The organism is Streptomyces callyspongiae, from assembly GCF_047200695.1.
Taxonomy (GTDB): domain Bacteria; phylum Actinomycetota; class Actinomycetes; order Streptomycetales; family Streptomycetaceae; genus Streptomyces.
The window spans coordinates 1-15,813 of sequence record NZ_JBJZOM010000002.1 but is presented as its reverse complement, the minus strand read 5'-3'; the positions used below and the strand labels follow the sequence as shown (position 1 = coordinate 15,813).

The 15,813-nt window shown below is 73.4% G+C and carries 14 protein-coding genes; 8 read left to right on the top strand and 6 right to left on the bottom strand.

Annotated features, from left to right (window positions below):
* Positions 1–21: 21 nt before the first annotated feature.
* Together msrB and ACL06G_RS01860 are read left to right on the top strand one after the other, a co-directional pair.
* The gene (msrB, locus tag ACL06G_RS01865; protein WP_412787838.1) at positions 22–429 is read left to right on the top strand and encodes a peptide-methionine (R)-S-oxide reductase MsrB; all 408 of its coding nucleotides are present in this window, start codon (positions 22–24) and stop codon (positions 427–429) included.
* A 100-nt stretch (positions 430–529) separates the two neighbouring features.
* Positions 530–1,156 carry a LysE family translocator gene (locus ACL06G_RS01860; protein ID WP_412787837.1) on the top strand — a complete coding sequence of 209 codons (627 nt, stop codon included), beginning with the start codon at positions 530–532 and terminating at the stop codon, positions 1,154–1,156.
* Positions 1,157–1,215: 59 nt separating this feature from the next.
* Here the strand turns inward: ACL06G_RS01860 and treZ are convergent, their stop codons facing one another.
* Positions 1,216–2,949 (bottom strand): malto-oligosyltrehalose trehalohydrolase, encoded by a 1,734-nt coding sequence (gene treZ / locus ACL06G_RS01855; protein ID WP_412787836.1) that lies wholly within the window; start codon positions 2,947–2,949, stop codon positions 1,216–1,218.
* 132 nt (positions 2,950–3,081) lie between these two features.
* Positions 3,082–3,492, bottom strand: coding sequence for an organic hydroperoxide resistance protein (locus ACL06G_RS01850; RefSeq protein ID WP_412787835.1), 411 nt, complete (start codon positions 3,490–3,492; stop codon positions 3,082–3,084).
* 113 nt (positions 3,493–3,605) lie between these two features.
* Here ACL06G_RS01850 and ACL06G_RS01845 point away from each other — a divergent pair, with 113 nt between their 5' ends.
* The gene (locus ACL06G_RS01845) at positions 3,606–4,094 is read left to right on the top strand and encodes a MarR family winged helix-turn-helix transcriptional regulator (RefSeq protein WP_412787834.1); all 489 of its coding nucleotides are present in this window, start codon (positions 3,606–3,608) and stop codon (positions 4,092–4,094) included.
* Between the two features lie 85 nt (positions 4,095–4,179).
* On the opposite strand, the gene ACL06G_RS01840 is transcribed toward ACL06G_RS01845, so the two are convergent.
* A complete protein-coding gene (locus ACL06G_RS01840; RefSeq protein WP_412787833.1) occupies positions 4,180–5,088 on the bottom strand; it encodes a GNAT family N-acetyltransferase in 909 nt (302 codons plus the stop codon).
* A 248-nt stretch (positions 5,089–5,336) separates the two neighbouring features.
* On the opposite strand from ACL06G_RS01840, the gene ACL06G_RS01835 reads away from it, so the two are divergent.
* Positions 5,337–5,882: an FHA domain-containing protein gene (locus ACL06G_RS01835; RefSeq protein ID WP_412787832.1), complete on the top strand. Its 546-nt coding sequence runs from the start codon at positions 5,337–5,339 to the stop codon at positions 5,880–5,882.
* A 40-nt stretch (positions 5,883–5,922) separates the two neighbouring features.
* On the opposite strand, the gene treY is transcribed toward ACL06G_RS01835, so the two are convergent.
* Together treY and glgX are read right to left on the bottom strand one after the other, a co-directional pair.
* Positions 5,923–8,310 carry a malto-oligosyltrehalose synthase gene (gene treY, locus ACL06G_RS01830; RefSeq protein ID WP_412787831.1) on the bottom strand — a complete coding sequence of 796 codons (2,388 nt, stop codon included), beginning with the start codon at positions 8,308–8,310 and terminating at the stop codon, positions 5,923–5,925.
* A 7-nt stretch (positions 8,311–8,317) separates the two neighbouring features.
* Complete coding sequence (gene glgX, locus ACL06G_RS01825; RefSeq protein ID WP_412787867.1) at positions 8,318–10,435, bottom strand: glycogen debranching protein GlgX; 2,118 nt, start codon at positions 10,433–10,435, stop codon at positions 8,318–8,320.
* Between the two features lie 233 nt (positions 10,436–10,668).
* Here glgX and ACL06G_RS01820 point away from each other — a divergent pair, with 233 nt between their 5' ends.
* From ACL06G_RS01820 to ACL06G_RS01805, 4 genes are all read left to right on the top strand, one after another.
* The gene (locus ACL06G_RS01820) at positions 10,669–11,931 is read left to right on the top strand and encodes a DUF5919 domain-containing protein (RefSeq protein ID WP_412835249.1); all 1,263 of its coding nucleotides are present in this window, start codon (positions 10,669–10,671) and stop codon (positions 11,929–11,931) included.
* A 124-nt stretch (positions 11,932–12,055) separates the two neighbouring features.
* Positions 12,056–13,219: an acyltransferase family protein gene (locus tag ACL06G_RS01815; RefSeq protein ID WP_412835248.1), complete on the top strand. Its 1,164-nt coding sequence runs from the start codon at positions 12,056–12,058 to the stop codon at positions 13,217–13,219.
* The gene (locus tag ACL06G_RS01810) at positions 13,216–13,770 is read left to right on the top strand and encodes a DUF1697 domain-containing protein (RefSeq protein ID WP_412787828.1); all 555 of its coding nucleotides are present in this window, start codon (positions 13,216–13,218) and stop codon (positions 13,768–13,770) included. The genes ACL06G_RS01815 and ACL06G_RS01810 overlap by 4 nt, the downstream gene beginning before the upstream one ends.
* An 82-nt stretch (positions 13,771–13,852) precedes the next feature.
* On the top strand, positions 13,853–14,848 hold the full coding sequence (locus ACL06G_RS01805; protein WP_412787827.1) for an NAD-dependent epimerase/dehydratase family protein: 996 nt from the start codon (positions 13,853–13,855) through the stop codon (positions 14,846–14,848).
* A 64-nt stretch (positions 14,849–14,912) separates the two neighbouring features.
* Here ACL06G_RS01805 and ACL06G_RS01800 read toward each other — a convergent pair whose 3' ends face one another.
* Complete coding sequence (locus tag ACL06G_RS01800) at positions 14,913–15,701, bottom strand: sirohydrochlorin chelatase (RefSeq protein WP_412787826.1); 789 nt, start codon at positions 15,699–15,701, stop codon at positions 14,913–14,915.
* Positions 15,702–15,813 lie beyond the last annotated feature (112 nt).

Here is a 15,813-nt window from a genome sequence, read left to right as displayed (position 1 = left end):
ACCCTCCGAAAGGTCCCCGCCATGGCCTACGAGATCGACAAGACCGACGCACAGTGGCGCGCCGAGCTGTCCCCGGAGGAGTACCGCGTCCTGCGCGGGGCCGGCACCGAGCGCCCCTTCACGGGCGAGTACACCGACACCGAGACCACCGGCGTGTACCACTGCCGCGCCTGCGACGCGGAACTCTTCCGCTCCGCCACCAAGTTCGCCTCCCACTGCGGATGGCCTTCCTTCTACGACCCCGCCGACAGCGACGCCGTGGAACTCCTCACGGACCAGTCGATGGGCATGACCCGCATCGAGGTCCGCTGCGCCCGCTGCGGCTCCCACCTGGGCCACGTGTTCGAGGGCGAGGGGTACCCGACGCCCACCGACCAGCGCTACTGCATCAACTCCGTCTCCCTGCGGCTGGCCCCCGCCGCCGAGTGATCCGTCCGGTGCCCCTGTTCTCCGCGCCCGCGGCAGGGCCGGGGCACCGGACGGCGAAACCCGTTGGCCCGCACCCGGGTCCGCCCGCGATGATGCCCCGATGGACGTCCTGCTGCCCTTCCTCGGAGCCTGCCTGCTCATCGCGGCCTCGCCCGGCCCGAGCACCGTGCTCATCATCCGGAACTCCCTGCGCAGCCGCCGCGCCGGACTGATGACCGTGCTCGGCAACGAGACCGGGGTGTTCGTGTGGGGCGTGGTGGCCGCCCTGGGCCTCACCGCGCTGCTCGCCGCCTCCGAGGTGGCCTACGACGTCATGCGCTACGTCGGAGCGGGCGTCCTGGTCGTCTTCGGCCTCCAGGCACTCCGCTCCGCACGGAACGGCGGCAGCATCAGCTTCGAGGAGCAGCCGCAGGAATCCTCGGTACGCCGCACCGGCCTGCGCGCCTACCGGTCCGGACTGCTGATGAACCTCGCCAACCCCAAGGCCGCCGTCTTCGCGCTGTCCTTCCTCCCGCAGTTCGTTCCCGCCGGTGCTCCGCAACTGCCCGCGATGGTCGGCCTCGCCGCCCTGTGGGCGGTGTTCGAGGTGGGCTACTACGCCACCTACGTGTGGTGCGTCGGCCGCATGAGGCGGATGCTCTCCCGCGCCGGCGTCCGGCGCCGCCTGGAGCAGGTCTCCGGCGGCGTGCTGCTCGCCCTCGGGATGCGGCTGGCACTGGAGGGCTGACGACCGGCCCGCCGGGCACGCTCACCCGGCCCGGCCCGGGACGGACCGGGAAGCGGGGCTCAGCGCAGCACCGCCGCGGACTGCGGGGGCAGCATCAGCATGCCGTCGCAGTGTTCCGTCGCGGTGTCCCAGGCCGCGAGGACCTCGAGCGGAGCGGGGAGCGGAATCGCCGCGGTGCGCCCGCGGTCCAGGTTGACCGCCACGGTCAGCGGGCCGTTGCTCAGCGCCAGCCAGCGGGTCTCCTCGTCGTACGTCACCCTCGCCGCACCCAGGGGAGCCTGTGCCAGGTCCGGGTGGGCGCGCCGCAGGGCCACGAGGTCCTGGTGCCAGGCCAGCAGCGCGGTGTGGGGGTGCCGTTCCGCCTCCGACCAGTCCAGGCACGACACGTCGCGGGTCCGCCGCGCCTGCGGGTCCGGCGCCGGCTCCTGCCGGCCGTGTGCGGCGAACTCCCTGCGGCGCCCGTCCCGGACCGCGCGGGCCAGGTCGGCGTCGGTGTGGTCGGTGAAGAACCGCCAGGGGGTGCCGGCTCCCCACTCCTCGCCCATGAACAGCATCGGGGTGAAGGGCGAGAGCAGCACCAGAGCGGCCGTGCAGGCGAGCAGGCCGGGGGAGAGGGAGGCGGAGAGGCGGTCCCCGGCGGCCCGGTTGCCGATCTGGTCGTGGTTCTGGGCGTAGCCGAGGAAGCGGTGAGCGGGTGTCAGCGGGTCCGGCGGGGCGCCGTGGCGCCGGCCGCGGAAGGAGGAGAAGGTCCCGTCGTGGAAGAAGGCGCTGGTCAGTGCTTTCGCCAGGGCGGCCATGGGGGCCTGGGAGAAGTCGCTGTAGTAGCCGTGGCTCTCACCGGTGACCGCGGCATGCAGCGCGTGGTGGAAGTCGTCATTCCACTGGGCGTGGACCCCGTGCCCGTGGGAAGTGCGGGGTGCTGTCAGGCGGGGGTCGTTGCGGTCGGACTCGGCGACCAGGAACAGCGGACGCCCGGTCTCGGCGGCGAGCGCGTCGACCTGCGCGGAGAGTTCGGCGAGGAAGTGGCGGGCACGGTCGTCGGTCAGCGCGTGCACCGCGTCGAGCCGCAGCCCGTCGAGCCCGTAGTCCCGGAACCAGGCCAGCGCACTTCCGGCGAAGTACGCGCGGACCTCGTCCGAGCCGGGCCCGTCGAGATTGACGGCCGCACCCCACGGCGTGCGGTGGTCGTCCGTGAAGTACGGCCCGAAGGAGGGAAGGTGGTTGCCCGACGGCCCCATGTGGTTGTGCACCACGTCCAGGACGACGCCCAGCCCCTCGCCGTGCGCGGCGTCGACGAAGCGCGCGAGACCCTCCGGACCTCCGTACGGCTCGTGCACCGCCCACGGCGCCACACCGTCGTACCCCCAGCCGTGCGTACCGGGGAAGGGGCAGACGGGCATCAGCTCCACATGGGTGACACCCAGTCGCGCCAGGTGGGGCAGCCGCGCGGCGGCGGCGTCGAAGGTTCCTTCCGGCGTGAACGTTCCGACGTGCAGCTCGTAGAGCACCGCACCCGTCAGGGGCCGTCCGCGCCGGCTGTGCCGCCGGGGGAAGGCGGCCGGATCGACGACGGCGCTGAGCCCGTCGGGCCCGTGCGGCTGCCGACGCGAGCGCGGGTCCGGCAGCACCGGCCCTCCGTCCACGGAGAACCCGTACCGCGTGCCCGGCGCGGCCTCGACGCGCACCGACCACCACCCCGGCCGCGCGGGGTCGGCCTCCATGGACACCTCACGGTGCTCCCAGTGGAGCACGACCCGCTTGGCCGCCGCCGGTGCCCAGAGTTCGAAGAGCATGGACACCATGCTGCGGCAGCCTTCGGCGCCCCGCTCGTTGTTCCGAGCCGGCCCAACCGCACCGGCAAGGCGGAGGCCGAGGGTGCGGAGCTGGACGTCGTCCCGTCGATGCCGACGGCACGCGGCGGCCGCCTACTCGACCACGACATCCACCGGGATGTTGCCCTCCGTGGCCCTGGAATAGGGGCACACCTTGTGGGCCTGCTCGACCAGAGTCCGCCCGGTCTCACCGGCCAGTGACTCCGGCAGCTCGACCCGCAACGTGACCGCGAGACCGAACCCCGGTCCGTCCTTGCCGATGCCGACCTCCGCCGTCACCGACGCCTCGCTGGTGTCGGCCTGTGCCTGCCTTCCGACCACTCCCAGCGCGCCGGCGAAGCAGGCCGCATAGCCAGCGGCGAACAGCTGCTCGGGGTTGGTCCCCCTGCCGTCGCCACCGAGTGCCGGCGGCAAGGCCAGTGGAAGGTCGATCTGCCCGTCCGAGCTCACGGCCCGGCCGTCGCGTCCGTTGGCGGTGGCGGCGGCGGTGTACAGAGCGTCCATGCCTCGCGGTCCCTTCTCGCATCGCACGGCCGGGTGATCCCGACCGTGCGACACAGTAGAGCACGCAATTAAATTGTGCACAACTAAAAGAATTGCGGAGCTATCATGGCCGCATGACGTCGTCGCGCCCCGTACCGGACGAGGAGCTCCTCCGCCTGGATCGCCAGATCTGCTTCTCGTTGCACGCCGCATCGCGTGCGTTCGGCAGCCTCTATCGCGTCCTCCTCAAGGACCTCGGACTCACCTATCCGCAGTACCTCGTCATGCTGGTGCTGTGGGAGGAGGGCGAACTTCCCGTGAAGCGGATCGGCGCACGCCTCCGACTGGACTCGGGCACGCTCTCGCCGCTGCTGAAGCGCCTGCAGACCGCGGGACTCGTGCGCCGCGCACGCAGCACCGAGGACGAGCGCTCGGTGAGTGTCGCCCTCACCGACGAGGGAGCCGCGCTGCGCGAGCACGCCCTGTGCGTACCCCTGCGGATGCTCGACGCCACCGACCTCACCCTCGACGAGATCCGCACCCTCCGCAGCCTCCTCGGACGTCTCACCGACGGTCTCGACGCCGCCGAACCCGCCGACACCCCGGCTGCCGCTACGCGTTGAGACCCGGGGCGCCTTCGCGTCGCCCGCGCGTGAGCGACCGCCGCAGGCGCAGCGGCGGTGTCGCCATCGTGTCGGGACAACGCACCTAGCCCATGCAGAACCGGTGCTGGACCACGGGGTAGCCGGCGCGGGCGAAGTGCGCGGCCATCGGAGTGTTGCCGAGATCGGTGGCGGCCGCGATCCCGCGGGCGCCCTCCGCGACGAGTTGGTGCGTGCACTCGGCGAGGAGGTCGTAGGCGTAGCCGTGGCCGCGTTGGTCCGCGACGACGCCGATGAAGCCGACGACCGGTCCGTGGTGGTTGCGGCCGGGGATCTGGAGCCCCACGAGCTCACCGGAGCGGGTGTACGCCAGCCGCCACCAGTCGCGGGGCGAGGGCAGCCAGTGGAGGAAGGCCAGCTCGTCCCGGGCTGCCGCATCGACCCCCTCGGTGTCGAGGAGCGCGCGGGCGTGGGCATCGAGCGAGCCGGCCTCCACCCGGCGCAGCACGTCCAGCACCGCGTCGTCGTCGGGCTCCGGCCGGAACACCAGGCGGTCCGGGCGGTCCGGCAGTCCGCACTCCGGTGTCCACAGGTAGCGGAACCGCTCCACCAGCGGCCGGTAGCCGGCGGCGGACGCCGCTGCGATGCGGTCCTCCGCGGCGGCGCGCACATCCGGTGAGTCACGCCAGCGGGGCGGAAGGATCAGTTCGTACTCGTAGTGGGGTGCGGCGCGCAGCAGCGCCGCGGCCGCGTCCCGCTCGCCGGGGGCGAAGTCGAACCAGTCGAGGACCACCGGCTCCTCGTCGTGCGGGCCGCCCCAGAACGCGGCCCGTGCGACCACGGTGCCGTCGCGGAGTGCGACCCAGGTCCACTCCGGCCGGTACGCGCCACCGTCGGCCACGGTGGCGTACGGGCGGCCGAGCAGCGGCGGCCCGACGAGTCCGTCGTCGTGCAGGGAGGTGAAGAGCCTGCCCGCATCGTCCTGGGCGAGCGGGCGGATGACCACGTCGGTCACGGGTGTCCTTCCGGGAGGTGGCGCACTCCCGGTCAGTCGGCGGTAGCCCGGCGGAAGGGGTGGGAGCACGTGGAGATGATCCTGCGGTGCATCGTTCGCGCCTCCTCCCCGCGGTGGTGTCCGGGCACGAGCATCGTAGGGCGGGACGGTCGGCGGCCTCCACCGGATTTCCGGACCGGGGCGAACCTGGATTCGGGCGGAACTTCCGTCTTCTGGACAGGGGTTGGCCCGGTCCGGACAATGACGGCATGGCATCTCCCGAGTTCAGCGCCCCCTCCCCGCGGTTGTCCGACGCGGAACGGGAGCACGCACTCGAGGTGCTGCGGGACAGCGCCGCCGCCGGGCGGGTGTCCCAGGACACCCTGCTGCGCCGTACCGACGTCGTGCTGCGGGCACGGTGCCGCGAGGAGCTCGACGGAGTGCTGGCCGACCTCGACCGCCGGAGCGCCGGTCCGCCGTGGCTCTACCGGATGGTGGGGAGGGTGTCGGCCTTCCCGGTCCTGGTGCGCAGGGCGTGGCAGCGCGAACGCCTTCCCGAACTGCTCCTTCCGGGGCCCGGGCCGCATCCGCTGTCCATCGGGCGGGCACCCGGTTCCGTGCTGCGGCTGACGCACCACACGGTCTCCCGCACGCACGCGCAGCTCCGCCACACCGGTTCCGGATGGAGCCTTCGGGACCTGGGCTCGAGCAACGGCACCTGGGTCAACGGCCGGCGGGTCACGGGCAGTGTGCCGGTGCGGCCCGGCGACCTGGTGCAGTTCGGCGAGACGGGGTTCCGGCTCACCGGCCCGTGAGCCCGACCGGACCGCCCTGCCCCCGTGGAGGGGCGCCGCCTCAGTCCTGTGTCAGCAGCGCGACCGGCCGCTCCCGTAGCAGGTCCGCCACGGCTGTGGTGCCCTCGGCGACGCCGCCGGAGAGGGCGTCGCGCCAACGGCCCGGCGGCAGGCGCAGCGTGGTGCCGCGCCAGCCGCCGCTCCGGAGCAGACGCAGCGAGAGCCGGGTGACGACCGTGACCGCGGCGCCGGAGCGTGCGAACGCCACACAGTGCTCCGCCGCGGGCCCCCTCGCCCGCAGCGGCACGTAGGAGGAACCGCGCCCGAACCACTCCGGATGCTCCCGGCGCAGCCGGAGCGCCGCCGCCGTGACCCGCAGCTTGGGATCGGGGTCGGTGTCCTGGTCGGAGAGGCCGAGGACGTCCGGCACCCGGCGGTTGTCCGGATCGACCAGCGACGTCCGCCACCGCTCCGTCCCCCAGTACACCTCCGGCACTCCGGGCATCGTCAGCTGGAGCAGCGCCGCCCCCGCGGACGTGGCCCGCACGTGCGGCTCCAGTTCCGCGACGAGCGTGGACAGCGCGGCCCACGGCGGTCCGCACACCGCCCCCGCCACGAACCGTTCCAGAGCCGCCTCGTAGTCCGCGTCCGGATCGGCCCACGTTGTGCGGAGGCCCGCCTCGCGGGCCGCCTTCAGCAGCGCCGCCGTCAGCCTGTCGCACTCGGGAACTCCCATTCCGTAGGCCGTCTGCCAGGCGACCCACGCACTGTGCGCGTCCGGAGCCCGATGACCGTTGTCCGGGAGGGCCGCCGTGCGCTCCGCCGCCTCGTCCAGGGCGGCGCGCCACCACTGGGGGCATTCGGTGAGCACCGCGAGCGCGGCCCGCACGTCCGCGCTGCGCTTGGTGTCGTGCGTGGACAGCACGGTTCCGCCGAGCGGCCAGTCGCGCTGCGCCCGGGCGCAGAACGCGTGGAACTCCTCGCCAGACACGGCGGGACGTCCCGGGTCGCCGCCGACCTCTGCCGCCGACAGCAGCGGCGCGTACCGGTAGAACGCGGTGTCCTCCACGGACTTGGCCCGCAGCGCCGAGGCGACCTGCGCGAACCGCGCGGCGAAGTCCCGCTGGGCGGTGCCGTCGCCCCTCCGGCCCAGCGCGAGGTCGCGCACCACCTGCACGGCGTCCGCCTCCCGTGCGACCCGGAACGCCGTGCGGGCTCCGGACGCCGCCTCCTCCAGCAGCTTCTCGTCCGGAGCCCGCACCGGTGCACCGGGCCGCACGTACGGGCGGTAGACCTCCAGCCGTGCCATGACCTCGCAGACCGCCCGGCGCAGCGCCCACGGGGCGTGGTCCCGCAGCCGCAGATCGTCGGACTCCTCGCACACCCGGACAGCGGTGCGGGTCAGCCACTCGACCTCGGCGGCGAGTTCCTCGCCCGCCACCTCGTGCGCGGCGTGCCGCACGGTTTCCGGCCAGGAGCCGCCCAGGTGCGCGTCCCTCCCGTCCGCGGCGGTGGCCTCCTGGTACACGCCCACGAGCGCGGCGTGGCCGTCGGGGTCGGTGAACACTCCGTCGATGCGGTGCAGGGCGTCGTAGCCCGTCGTGCCGGCCACCGGCCAGTCGTCCGGCAGGGTCTCCTCACGTGCGAGGATCTTCTCCACCACCGTCCAGCAGCCGCCGGTCGCCGCCGCCAGACGCCGCAGGTAGGCGCCCGGGTCGGCCAACCCGTCGGGGTGGTCGACGCGCAGGCCCTGCACCACGCCCTCCCGGAGCAGCCGCAGCACCGTGGCGTGGGTCGCCGCGAACACCTCCGGGTCCTCCACACGCACGCCGATCAGACCGGACACGGTGAAGAACCGGCGGTAGGTGAGCTCGGTGCGGGCCAGCCGCCACCAGGCGAGGCGGTAGTGCTGGGCATCCAGCAGCCGCGGCATCGGCAGGTTCGCCGTGCCGGAACGCAGCGGCAGCACCAGCGGGCCGCACCGCAGTGTGCCGTCCGGGGCGACCTCCAGGGAGTCCGCGGCGTCCCCGAGCGGCGCCGGGAGCACGGGAAGGAGCATCCGGCCGCCGCCCGCCTCCCAGTCCACGTCGAACCAGCCGGCGCGCGCCGCGCCCGGTCCGTCGCGCAACGTCTCCCACAGGGGGCGGTTCAGGCGGAGGTCGGCGGGGACGGCCATGTGGTTCGGCACGATGTCCAGGACCAGGCCGAGCCCGTGCCGGCGTGCGGTGTCCGACAGGCTCCGCAGTCCCGCCTCGCCGCCCAGCTCCTCCCGCACGGTCGTGGGGTCGGTCACGTCGTAGCCGTGCTCCGAACCGGGCACGGCCGTCAGGACGGGGGACAGGTGCAGGTGGGACACGCCGAGTCGGGCGAGGCGGGGGACGGCCCCCTCCGCGGCGGCGAACGGGAAGGAGGGACGCAGCTGGAGCCGGTAGGTGGCGGTCGGATCCACAGAGACCTCAGGCAGGACGCTGCAGCACGACGAGGCTGCGGTCGGTGAGTGTGAGGTGTTCACCGGCCCGCACCTTGCGGGTGTCCGGGGAGGCGTCCTCCCGTGCGGTGTCCACCACCACCTCCCACTGCCGTCCGTGCCCCACGGGAACGACGAACTCGCGTGCGGTGTCCTGCGCGTTGAACATCAGCAGGAACGAGTCGTCGGTGACCGGCTCCCCCCGCACTCCCGGCTCGGAGATGGCACTGCCGTTCAGAAACACCGTCAGCGTCCTGACCTGGGCCTCCTGCCAGTCCCGCTGTGCCATCCCGCGGCCGTCCGGGGTGAACCAGGCAATGTCGGAGAGCTCGTCGTGCGTCCCTTCCACGGGGCGCCCGTGGAAGAACCGCCGGCGGCGGAAGACCGGATGGTCGCGGCGCAGCCAGACCATCGTCCGCACGAAGCCGCACATCCCGACCGCCCACGTGTCCTCGCCCCGGGCCGGCCAGTGGACCCAGGACAGCTCGCTGTCCTGGCAGTACGCGTTGTTGTTGCCGTGCTGGGTCCGGGCGAACTCGTCGCCGTGGCTGAGCATCGGCACGCCCTGCGAGAGCATCAGCGTCGCCACGAAGTTCCGCATCTGCCTCCGGCGCAGCCGCAGCACGTCGCGGTCGTCGGTGTCGCCCTCGGCGCCGCAGTTCCAGGACCGGTTCCAGCTCTCGCCGTCCTGGTTGTTCTCGCCGTTCGCGTCGTTGTGCTTGGTGTCGTAGGACACCAGGTCGTGCAGGGTGAATCCGTCGTGGCAGGTGACGAAGTTGATCGAGGCGAGCGGGCGCCTGCCGTCGTTCTGGTAGAGGTCCGACGAGCCCGTCAGCCGTGAGGCGAACTCCGCCAGTGTGCGCGGCTCGCCGCGCCACATGTCGCGCACGGTGTCCCGGTAGCGTCCGTTCCACTCGGTCCACAGCGGGGGGAAGTTCCCGACCTGGTAGCCGCCCTCGCCCACGTCCCACGGTTCGGCGATCAGTTTCACCTGACTGACCACCGGGTCCTGCTGAACGAGGTCGAAGAACGACGAGAGGCGGTCCACCTCGTGGAACTGGCGGGCGAGGGTCGCCGCCAGATCGAAGCGGAACCCGTCCACGTGCATCTCGGTGACCCAGTAGCGCAGCGAGTCCATGATCAGCTGGAGCACGTGCGGGCTCCGCATGAGCAGCGAGTTCCCGGTGCCGGTGGTGTCCATGTAGTACTGCGGATCCTCCGCCAGCCGGTAGTAGGAGGCGTTGTCCAGGCCGCGGAAGGACAGCGTGGGCCCCAAATGGTTCCCCTCCGCGGTGTGGTTGTAGACCACGTCCAGGATCACCTCGATCCCCGCCTCGTGGAGTGCCCGCACGGCCTGCTTGAACTCCAGCACCTGCTGGCCCCGGTCCCCCCAGGAGGCGTAGGCGTTGTGCGGTGCGAAGAAGCCGATCGTGTTGTAGCCCCAGTAGTTCGACAGGCCCGCGTCGGCCAGCCGGTTGTCGGTGACGGCCTGGTGGACGGGCATCAGTTCCAGGGCCGTCACGCCCAGCCGGGTGAGATGGTCGATCACCGCCGGGTGCGCCAGCGCCGCGTAGGTGCCCCGCAACTCGTCCGGGAGCTCGGGGTGCAGCATCGTCAGGCCCTTCACGTGGGCCTCGTACAGCACCGTGTGGTGGTACTCGGTCCGCGGCAACCGGTCGTCGCCCCAGTCGAAGTACGGGTTCACCACGACGGACGTCATGGTGTGCGGCGCCGAATCGAGGTCGTTGCGCCGTTCGGGCGAACCGAAGTGGTAGCCGTACACGGCCTCGTCCCAGTCGACCCGGCCGCTCATCGCCTTGGCGTACGGGTCGAGCAGCAGCTTCGCGCTGTTGCAGCGGTGGCCGCGCTCCGGCTCGTACGGCCCGTGCACCCGGAACCCGTAGCGCTGCCCGGGCATCACGCCGGGCAGATAGGCGTGGCGCACGAAGGCGTCGGACTCCCGCAGCTCCACCGCGGTCTCCGAACCGTCGTCGTGCAGCAGACACAGTTCCACCCGTTCCGCGGCCTCGGAGAACACCGCGAAGTTCGTCCCCGCCCCGTCGTAGGTGGCGCCGAGGGGGTACGCCTGTCCCGGCCAGACCTGCATGCGCGTCGTCTCTTCCCGGTCGATCGTCGTCCGCTCCGCGGCGGGCAGCCGCGTGCGGTGGGGCACCGCAGCATCCTTGCGCAGGAATCGCCGCGCCGACGGGACCGAGCGCGATCTTCCCTCGTACGGTCGTACGGGACTGGGAAGTTGATCGGTGAACCGGGTGCACGGCCTCCCGGCCCCGCAGTAGTCTTCCTTGATCGAACAACGGGGTCGCGGAAGGCGGTGCGCAGGTGGGCTCGGGAGGGCTGGAACTCCCCCCGGGGGAGAACGGGCCGGACCGCGGGGCGGACGGCACCGCCCCGGACGGTGCGCCCTCGGCCGCCGTGTCGCTCGCACGGCCCCTCGAGATCGGCGCCGACCTGGACTGGAGCCAGGACACCTGGGCCGAGGTCCGGCTCCGCGCCCGCCGCGCGGGCCGCGCCTACGTGTGGCTGAACCTGGTCGAGCAGCGGATGCGCTCCGTCGTCGGCGCCGTCCTCCGCCCCGTCTACGAACCGGTGCACGGGGACGAGTGGGTGATCGCCGCAGCCGGGCCGGCCGGGCAGGAGTGGGTGCAGCGCGCCGTCGCGGTCCGCGAGGTGAGCCGCCGCAAGGGCTACCTGCTGGACCCGGACGACGACACCGTCCTGACCTTTCTGACCCTCCCGCAGCTCCGGGAACTGATGGTGCAGCACTGGCCGTGCTTCGACCCGTACTTCGCCACCCGCCGCGAGGTGGAACTGGCCCTGGACGAGCTCGAGATCGCCCGCAGTGCCGTCGCGCGGAACCGGGCGCTCTCCGAGACCGTACTCGCCCAGACCGAACGCACCTCGATTCGGCTGCTGGACCTGCTGGGCACCTCCCGCGACGCCCCGCCCTCCGCGCGCCGGCTGCCGGTGGACGCCGTCGAGGACCTGGTCGGCGACCGGTTCTCCGACGTGGTCGGGGTCCACCCCGACCGGGTACGCCTGCAACGCCGCCTGCCGGCGGAGGACCTCTTCGGCGGAGCACGGAGGCTCGACGCCGTCGGCATAGGGCTCAACCTCCTCGTCCAGAACTACAGCGGACGACGCCTGGTCGCACTGGCCGAGGCCGGTTGCCGGGTGCGCCTGCTCTTCCTCAACCCCGCCAGCAGCGCCGTCCGCCGCCGGGAGCGGGAACTGGGACTGAGGAAGGGCGAGCTGAGCCGCACGGTGGAGACCAACATCCTGCACGTGCGCCGGGTCCGGTCGCGGCTGCGTGATCCCGCCGCCTTCCGGATCCACGTGTTCGACGAGACGCCGCGGTTCACCGCGTACCTGGTGGACGGGGACGGAGCGGACGGGCTCGCCGTGGTGCAGCCCTACCTGCGCCGAACCCGCGGCATGGAGGCCCCCGTCCTGGTGCTCCGGGGCGGCAGCCGCCGCCTGGTCGGCGGCACCCCCGACCGGCAGGACGACCCGGACCCGGGACTGTTCGACACCTACCGTGAGGAGTTCGAGTCGGTCTGGACTGACTCCCGCCCGGTCTCGTGACCCGGCCGGCGCCCGTCCGGGTGGCATGCCCCGCAAGCTCCGCGCGCCGCTCCCGGACGGCGGCCCGCGCCCTCGCTACGGTCGGGCCCAACGGGTCGACGTGCGAGGTGGAGGCGTCAGCAGCATGCCGGGGCTCGCCCGCCGAACGCGGACGGAAGCGGAGGGGACGCCCCTGCCGGGCGGCCACCGCCGCGAGGCCGCGACCGGCGCGCACCCACCGGCGGGCCCCCTGTACTCCGGCAGCGGCAGGGAACCGTACTTCGACAACGCGAAGTACCTCGCTCTCGTCCTGGTGGCCTGTGCCCACGGCTGGGAACCGTACCTGGCGGAGCACCGCACGGTCCTCGCGCTCTACGACCTCGTCTACACCTTCCACATGCCGGTGTTCGTCGTCGTCTCCGGCTACTTCTCCCGGAACATCGCGCTGCGCCCCTGGGAGCTGCACCGGCTCGTCGCGGGCCTCCTGCTCCCGTACCTGTTCTTCGAGGTGCTCTACGCCCACTTCCGGCGCTGGGCCGCCCACGATCCGTCCTACCCCGTCAACGTGATCGATCCCCAGTTCCTCGACTGGTTCCTGCTGGCCCTCTTCCTCTGGCGGCTCAGCGCCCCCGTGTGGCGCATCGTGCGCCGCCCGCTGCCGGTCGCCGTCGGTATCGCCGTGCTCGCCTCCGTCACTCCCGGCATCGGTCCGGACCTCGACCTCCAACGGGTGCTGCAGTTCCTGCCGTTCTTCGTCCTGGGCACGCTGCTCCGGCCCGCGCACTTCGACCGGCTCCGTGGCCGACGGGTGCGCGCCGCCGCAGTGGCCGTGGCGGCCGCCGCCTCGGCCGCCGCCTACTGGGCCGCGCCGCGGCTGGACCACGCCTGGCTCTACCACCGCGACAGCGCGCAGGCGCTGGGCGCCTCCACTGCCACAGGGGTCGCTGCGGCGCTGGCACTCCTGGGGTGTTCCGCGGTGCTGACCGGATGCTTCCTCGCCTGGGTGCCGCGCCGCCGCACCTGGTACACGGGCCTCGGTGCGGCGACGCTCTACGGCTACCTGCTGCACGGCTTCCTGGTGAAGGGGGCCGCCGCCCGCGGCTGGTACGAGCCCGCGTGGCTCGGTACCCCCGCCGGCATGGTCCTCGTCACCGCTGCCGCCGCCCTCGCGGTCACCGCCCTGTGCACACCGCCGGTGCGTCGCCTCGTCCGCCCGCTGGTCGAGCCCCGTGCCGCGTGGCTCCTCCGCGACCCGGCCTCCCCGGAGGAGGGGCCGCTGTCGGCGCAGCCGCGTACCGTGGGCCCATGACGACGTACGCGGCGCTGCTGCGCGGGATCAACGTGGGAGGGCGCCGGAAGGTGCCGATGGCCGAGTTGCGGGAAACCGTCGCCGGCCTGGGCTGGACCGGGGTCCGCACCCACCTGCAGAGCGGAAACGTCGTCTTCGCCGTTCCCCCGGAGCAGGAGCGTGCCGGAGCCGCCCCCCGGGAACGCCTCCAGCACGCCCTCGCGGAACGGTTCGGATTCCAGGTGCCCTGCCTGCTCCGCACCGGGGAGGAGCTGCGGGACGTCGTCGGGAGGTGCCCTTTCCCCGCGGCGGAGCTCGACCCGGCGAAGCTCCAGGTCTTCTTCGTCGAGGAGACCCCTGCGGAGGACCACTTCGCGGGTGTCGACCCGGCCGCGTACGCGCCCGACGAGTTCCACCACATCGGCCGGGCGGTCTACGCCTGGTTCCCCGGCGGCATGGGGCGCAGCCGTCTTCCCGCCGCGCTCGAGGCGGCGCGTCCCCGGCTGACCCTCACCGCCCGGAACTGGCGCACCGTCACCGCGCTGCTGGAGTTGACCGGGCAGGACGGGTGACGGGGAGGCCCGTTCGTCCTCGGCGATCGGGCCGCGGGCACGATGCCGTGCCGCTGTGCCGCGGGTGGGGCACGATGCCCTCATGAGACTTCTGGTGCTGGGCGGAACCGGGTTCGTGGGGCGCACCGTCGCGGAGGAGGCGGTGGTCAGGGGCTGGGAGGTGACCGTTCTCAACCGCGGCTCCCGGCCCGCGCCCGCGGGTGTGCGGTCGCTGCGCGGCGATCGCACGCAGCCGGGAGGGCCGACGGCTCTCCGCACGGGGGAGTGGGACCTTGCCGTGGACACCTGGTCCGCCGCGCCGACCGCCGTGCGGGACACCGCGCGGCTGCTGTCCGACCGGGTCGGGCGCTACGGATACATCTCCAGCGCATCGGTGTACCCGGTTCCCCGACCGTCCGGGAGCGACGAGTCCGCCGCGGTGGTCGAGGGCTCACCGGACGCCGGCGCGACGGACTACGCGCGGGACAAGCGCGGCGGGGAATTGGCGGCCGAGGACGCGTTCGGCCCGGACCGCACCCTGCACGTGCGGGCCGGGCTGATCCTCGGCCCTCACGAGGACGTCGGCCGACTGCCGTGGTGGCTGGAGCGCATCGCACGCGGCGGCCCGGTCCTCGCGCCGGGGCCGCGCGACCTGCCGCTGCAGTACATCGACGTGCGCGACCTCGCCCGATGGACGCTGCAGGCGCTGCAGGACGGACGGCAGGGGCCGTACAACGTGATCGGCCCGCCCGGGCACACCACCACGCAGGAGCTTCTCGAGGAGTGCGTGGCCGCCACGGAGTCGGACGCCGAGCTCCGGTGGACACCGCCGGAGGTGATCGAGCGGGCCGGGATCGCGCCGTGGACGGATCTCCCGGTGTGGCTGCCTCCGGGCCCGCTCCACGACGCGCTGTACGGGACGGACGCGAGCAGGGCCCGCGCGGCCGGACTGGCGTGCCGGCCGGTCCGGGAGACGGTGCGGGACACCTGGGCCTGGATGCGGGCCCTGGGCGGTGCTGTTCCGCAGCGGGCAGACCGCCCGCGCGTCGGCATCTCGGCAGCGGACGAGGAGGCCGTGCTGGGGCGCCGGGAGCACTGACCGGCCCCCGACGACGGCGCGGTGCGCCCCTGGACGGCCGGTGCAGGGCCCGGGCAGGCCCGGTTCAGGCCGCCCGTGACGCGGCGGAGTCCGTCACCGCCTCGTCGAAGCGGTCCGAGAGGAGGCGTACGAGTTCCGGCGCGGCTCCGATCTCCGGCGCGAGCACGTCGGCGCCGGCCTCCCGGGCGCCTGCGGCGATGCGGTCCGGGAGCCGTCCCGGCGCGATCACGTACGGGACCACGGCGACCCGCCGCACCCCGGCCGTGGCGCGGACCCCCCGCACCGCGTCCGCGGTCCCCGGGAGATCCCCGGACGCGTAGGCCGTCCGCACCGCGGCCCAGCCTGCGTCCCGTTCCCAACGTGCCGCAAGGCCTTCGACGGCCTCGAGCGCGGTCGGGTCGGAGGAGCCCGCCGCGGCGAGTACCACCCCGGTCCGCCCGGGCTCCGTGTCCGGGGCCGCCCCGAACAGCCGGTGCTCCAGCGCGGTGAGCAGCAGCGGATCCGGCCCGAGGACATCGGCCTGCCGCACCTCCGTCCCCGGCAGTGCGGACACGGCCTCCCGCAGCGTGCGGGGGATGTCCGTCCTGGCGTGGAAGGCGCGGCTGAGCAGGAGGGGCACGGCGACGGCTTCGCGGCGGCCCTCGCCGTGCAGGGCCTCCAGCACCCGGCCGACCGGTGGTGTGTCGAACTCCAGGAAGGCGGCCTCGACGCGGAGTGCGGGCCGCAGCGTTCCCAGCTCCCGGCACACCGACGCCACGGTCGCCGCGTGCCGGGGGTCCCGGCTGCCGTGCGCCACCAGCACCAGTGCCGGGGCAGCCGAAGGGGCGGCGAGGCGGGGGTACGCGTCAGGCATACGCTCCTCCTCGCCGCCCCTGGCCGGACGGTTCCGTGACGACTGGTCTCAGAAGTCCCAGCCGTCGTCGTCCTGTTCGCCCTTCCGGGCTTCCTTCGTCTCCTCCGCTGCC

Bases quoted from the DNA above. Each gene is read 5' to 3' on its own strand.
- msrB (WP_412787838.1), top strand. From the start codon at position 22: ATGGCCTACGAGATCGACAAGACCGACGCACAGTGGCGCGCCGAGCTG.
- ACL06G_RS01860 (WP_412787837.1), top strand. From the start codon at position 530: ATGGACGTCCTGCTGCCCTTCCTCGGAGCCTGCCTGCTCATCGCGGCC.
- treZ (WP_412787836.1), bottom strand. From the start codon at position 2,949: ATGCTCTTCGAACTCTGGGCACCGGCGGCGGCCAAGCGGGTCGTGCTC.
- ACL06G_RS01850 (WP_412787835.1), bottom strand. From the start codon at position 3,492: ATGGACGCTCTGTACACCGCCGCCGCCACCGCCAACGGACGCGACGGC.
- ACL06G_RS01845 (WP_412787834.1), top strand. From the start codon at position 3,606: ATGACGTCGTCGCGCCCCGTACCGGACGAGGAGCTCCTCCGCCTGGAT.
- ACL06G_RS01835 (WP_412787832.1), top strand. From the start codon at position 5,337: ATGGCATCTCCCGAGTTCAGCGCCCCCTCCCCGCGGTTGTCCGACGCG.
- glgX (WP_412787867.1), bottom strand. From the start codon at position 10,435: ATGCAGGTCTGGCCGGGACAGGCGTACCCCCTCGGCGCCACCTACGAC.
- ACL06G_RS01815 (WP_412835248.1), top strand. From the start codon at position 12,056: ATGCCGGGGCTCGCCCGCCGAACGCGGACGGAAGCGGAGGGGACGCCC.
- ACL06G_RS01810 (WP_412787828.1), top strand. From the start codon at position 13,216: ATGACGACGTACGCGGCGCTGCTGCGCGGGATCAACGTGGGAGGGCGC.
- ACL06G_RS01805 (WP_412787827.1), top strand. From the start codon at position 13,853: ATGAGACTTCTGGTGCTGGGCGGAACCGGGTTCGTGGGGCGCACCGTC.
- ACL06G_RS01800 (WP_412787826.1), bottom strand. From the start codon at position 15,701: ATGCCTGACGCGTACCCCCGCCTCGCCGCCCCTTCGGCTGCCCCGGCA.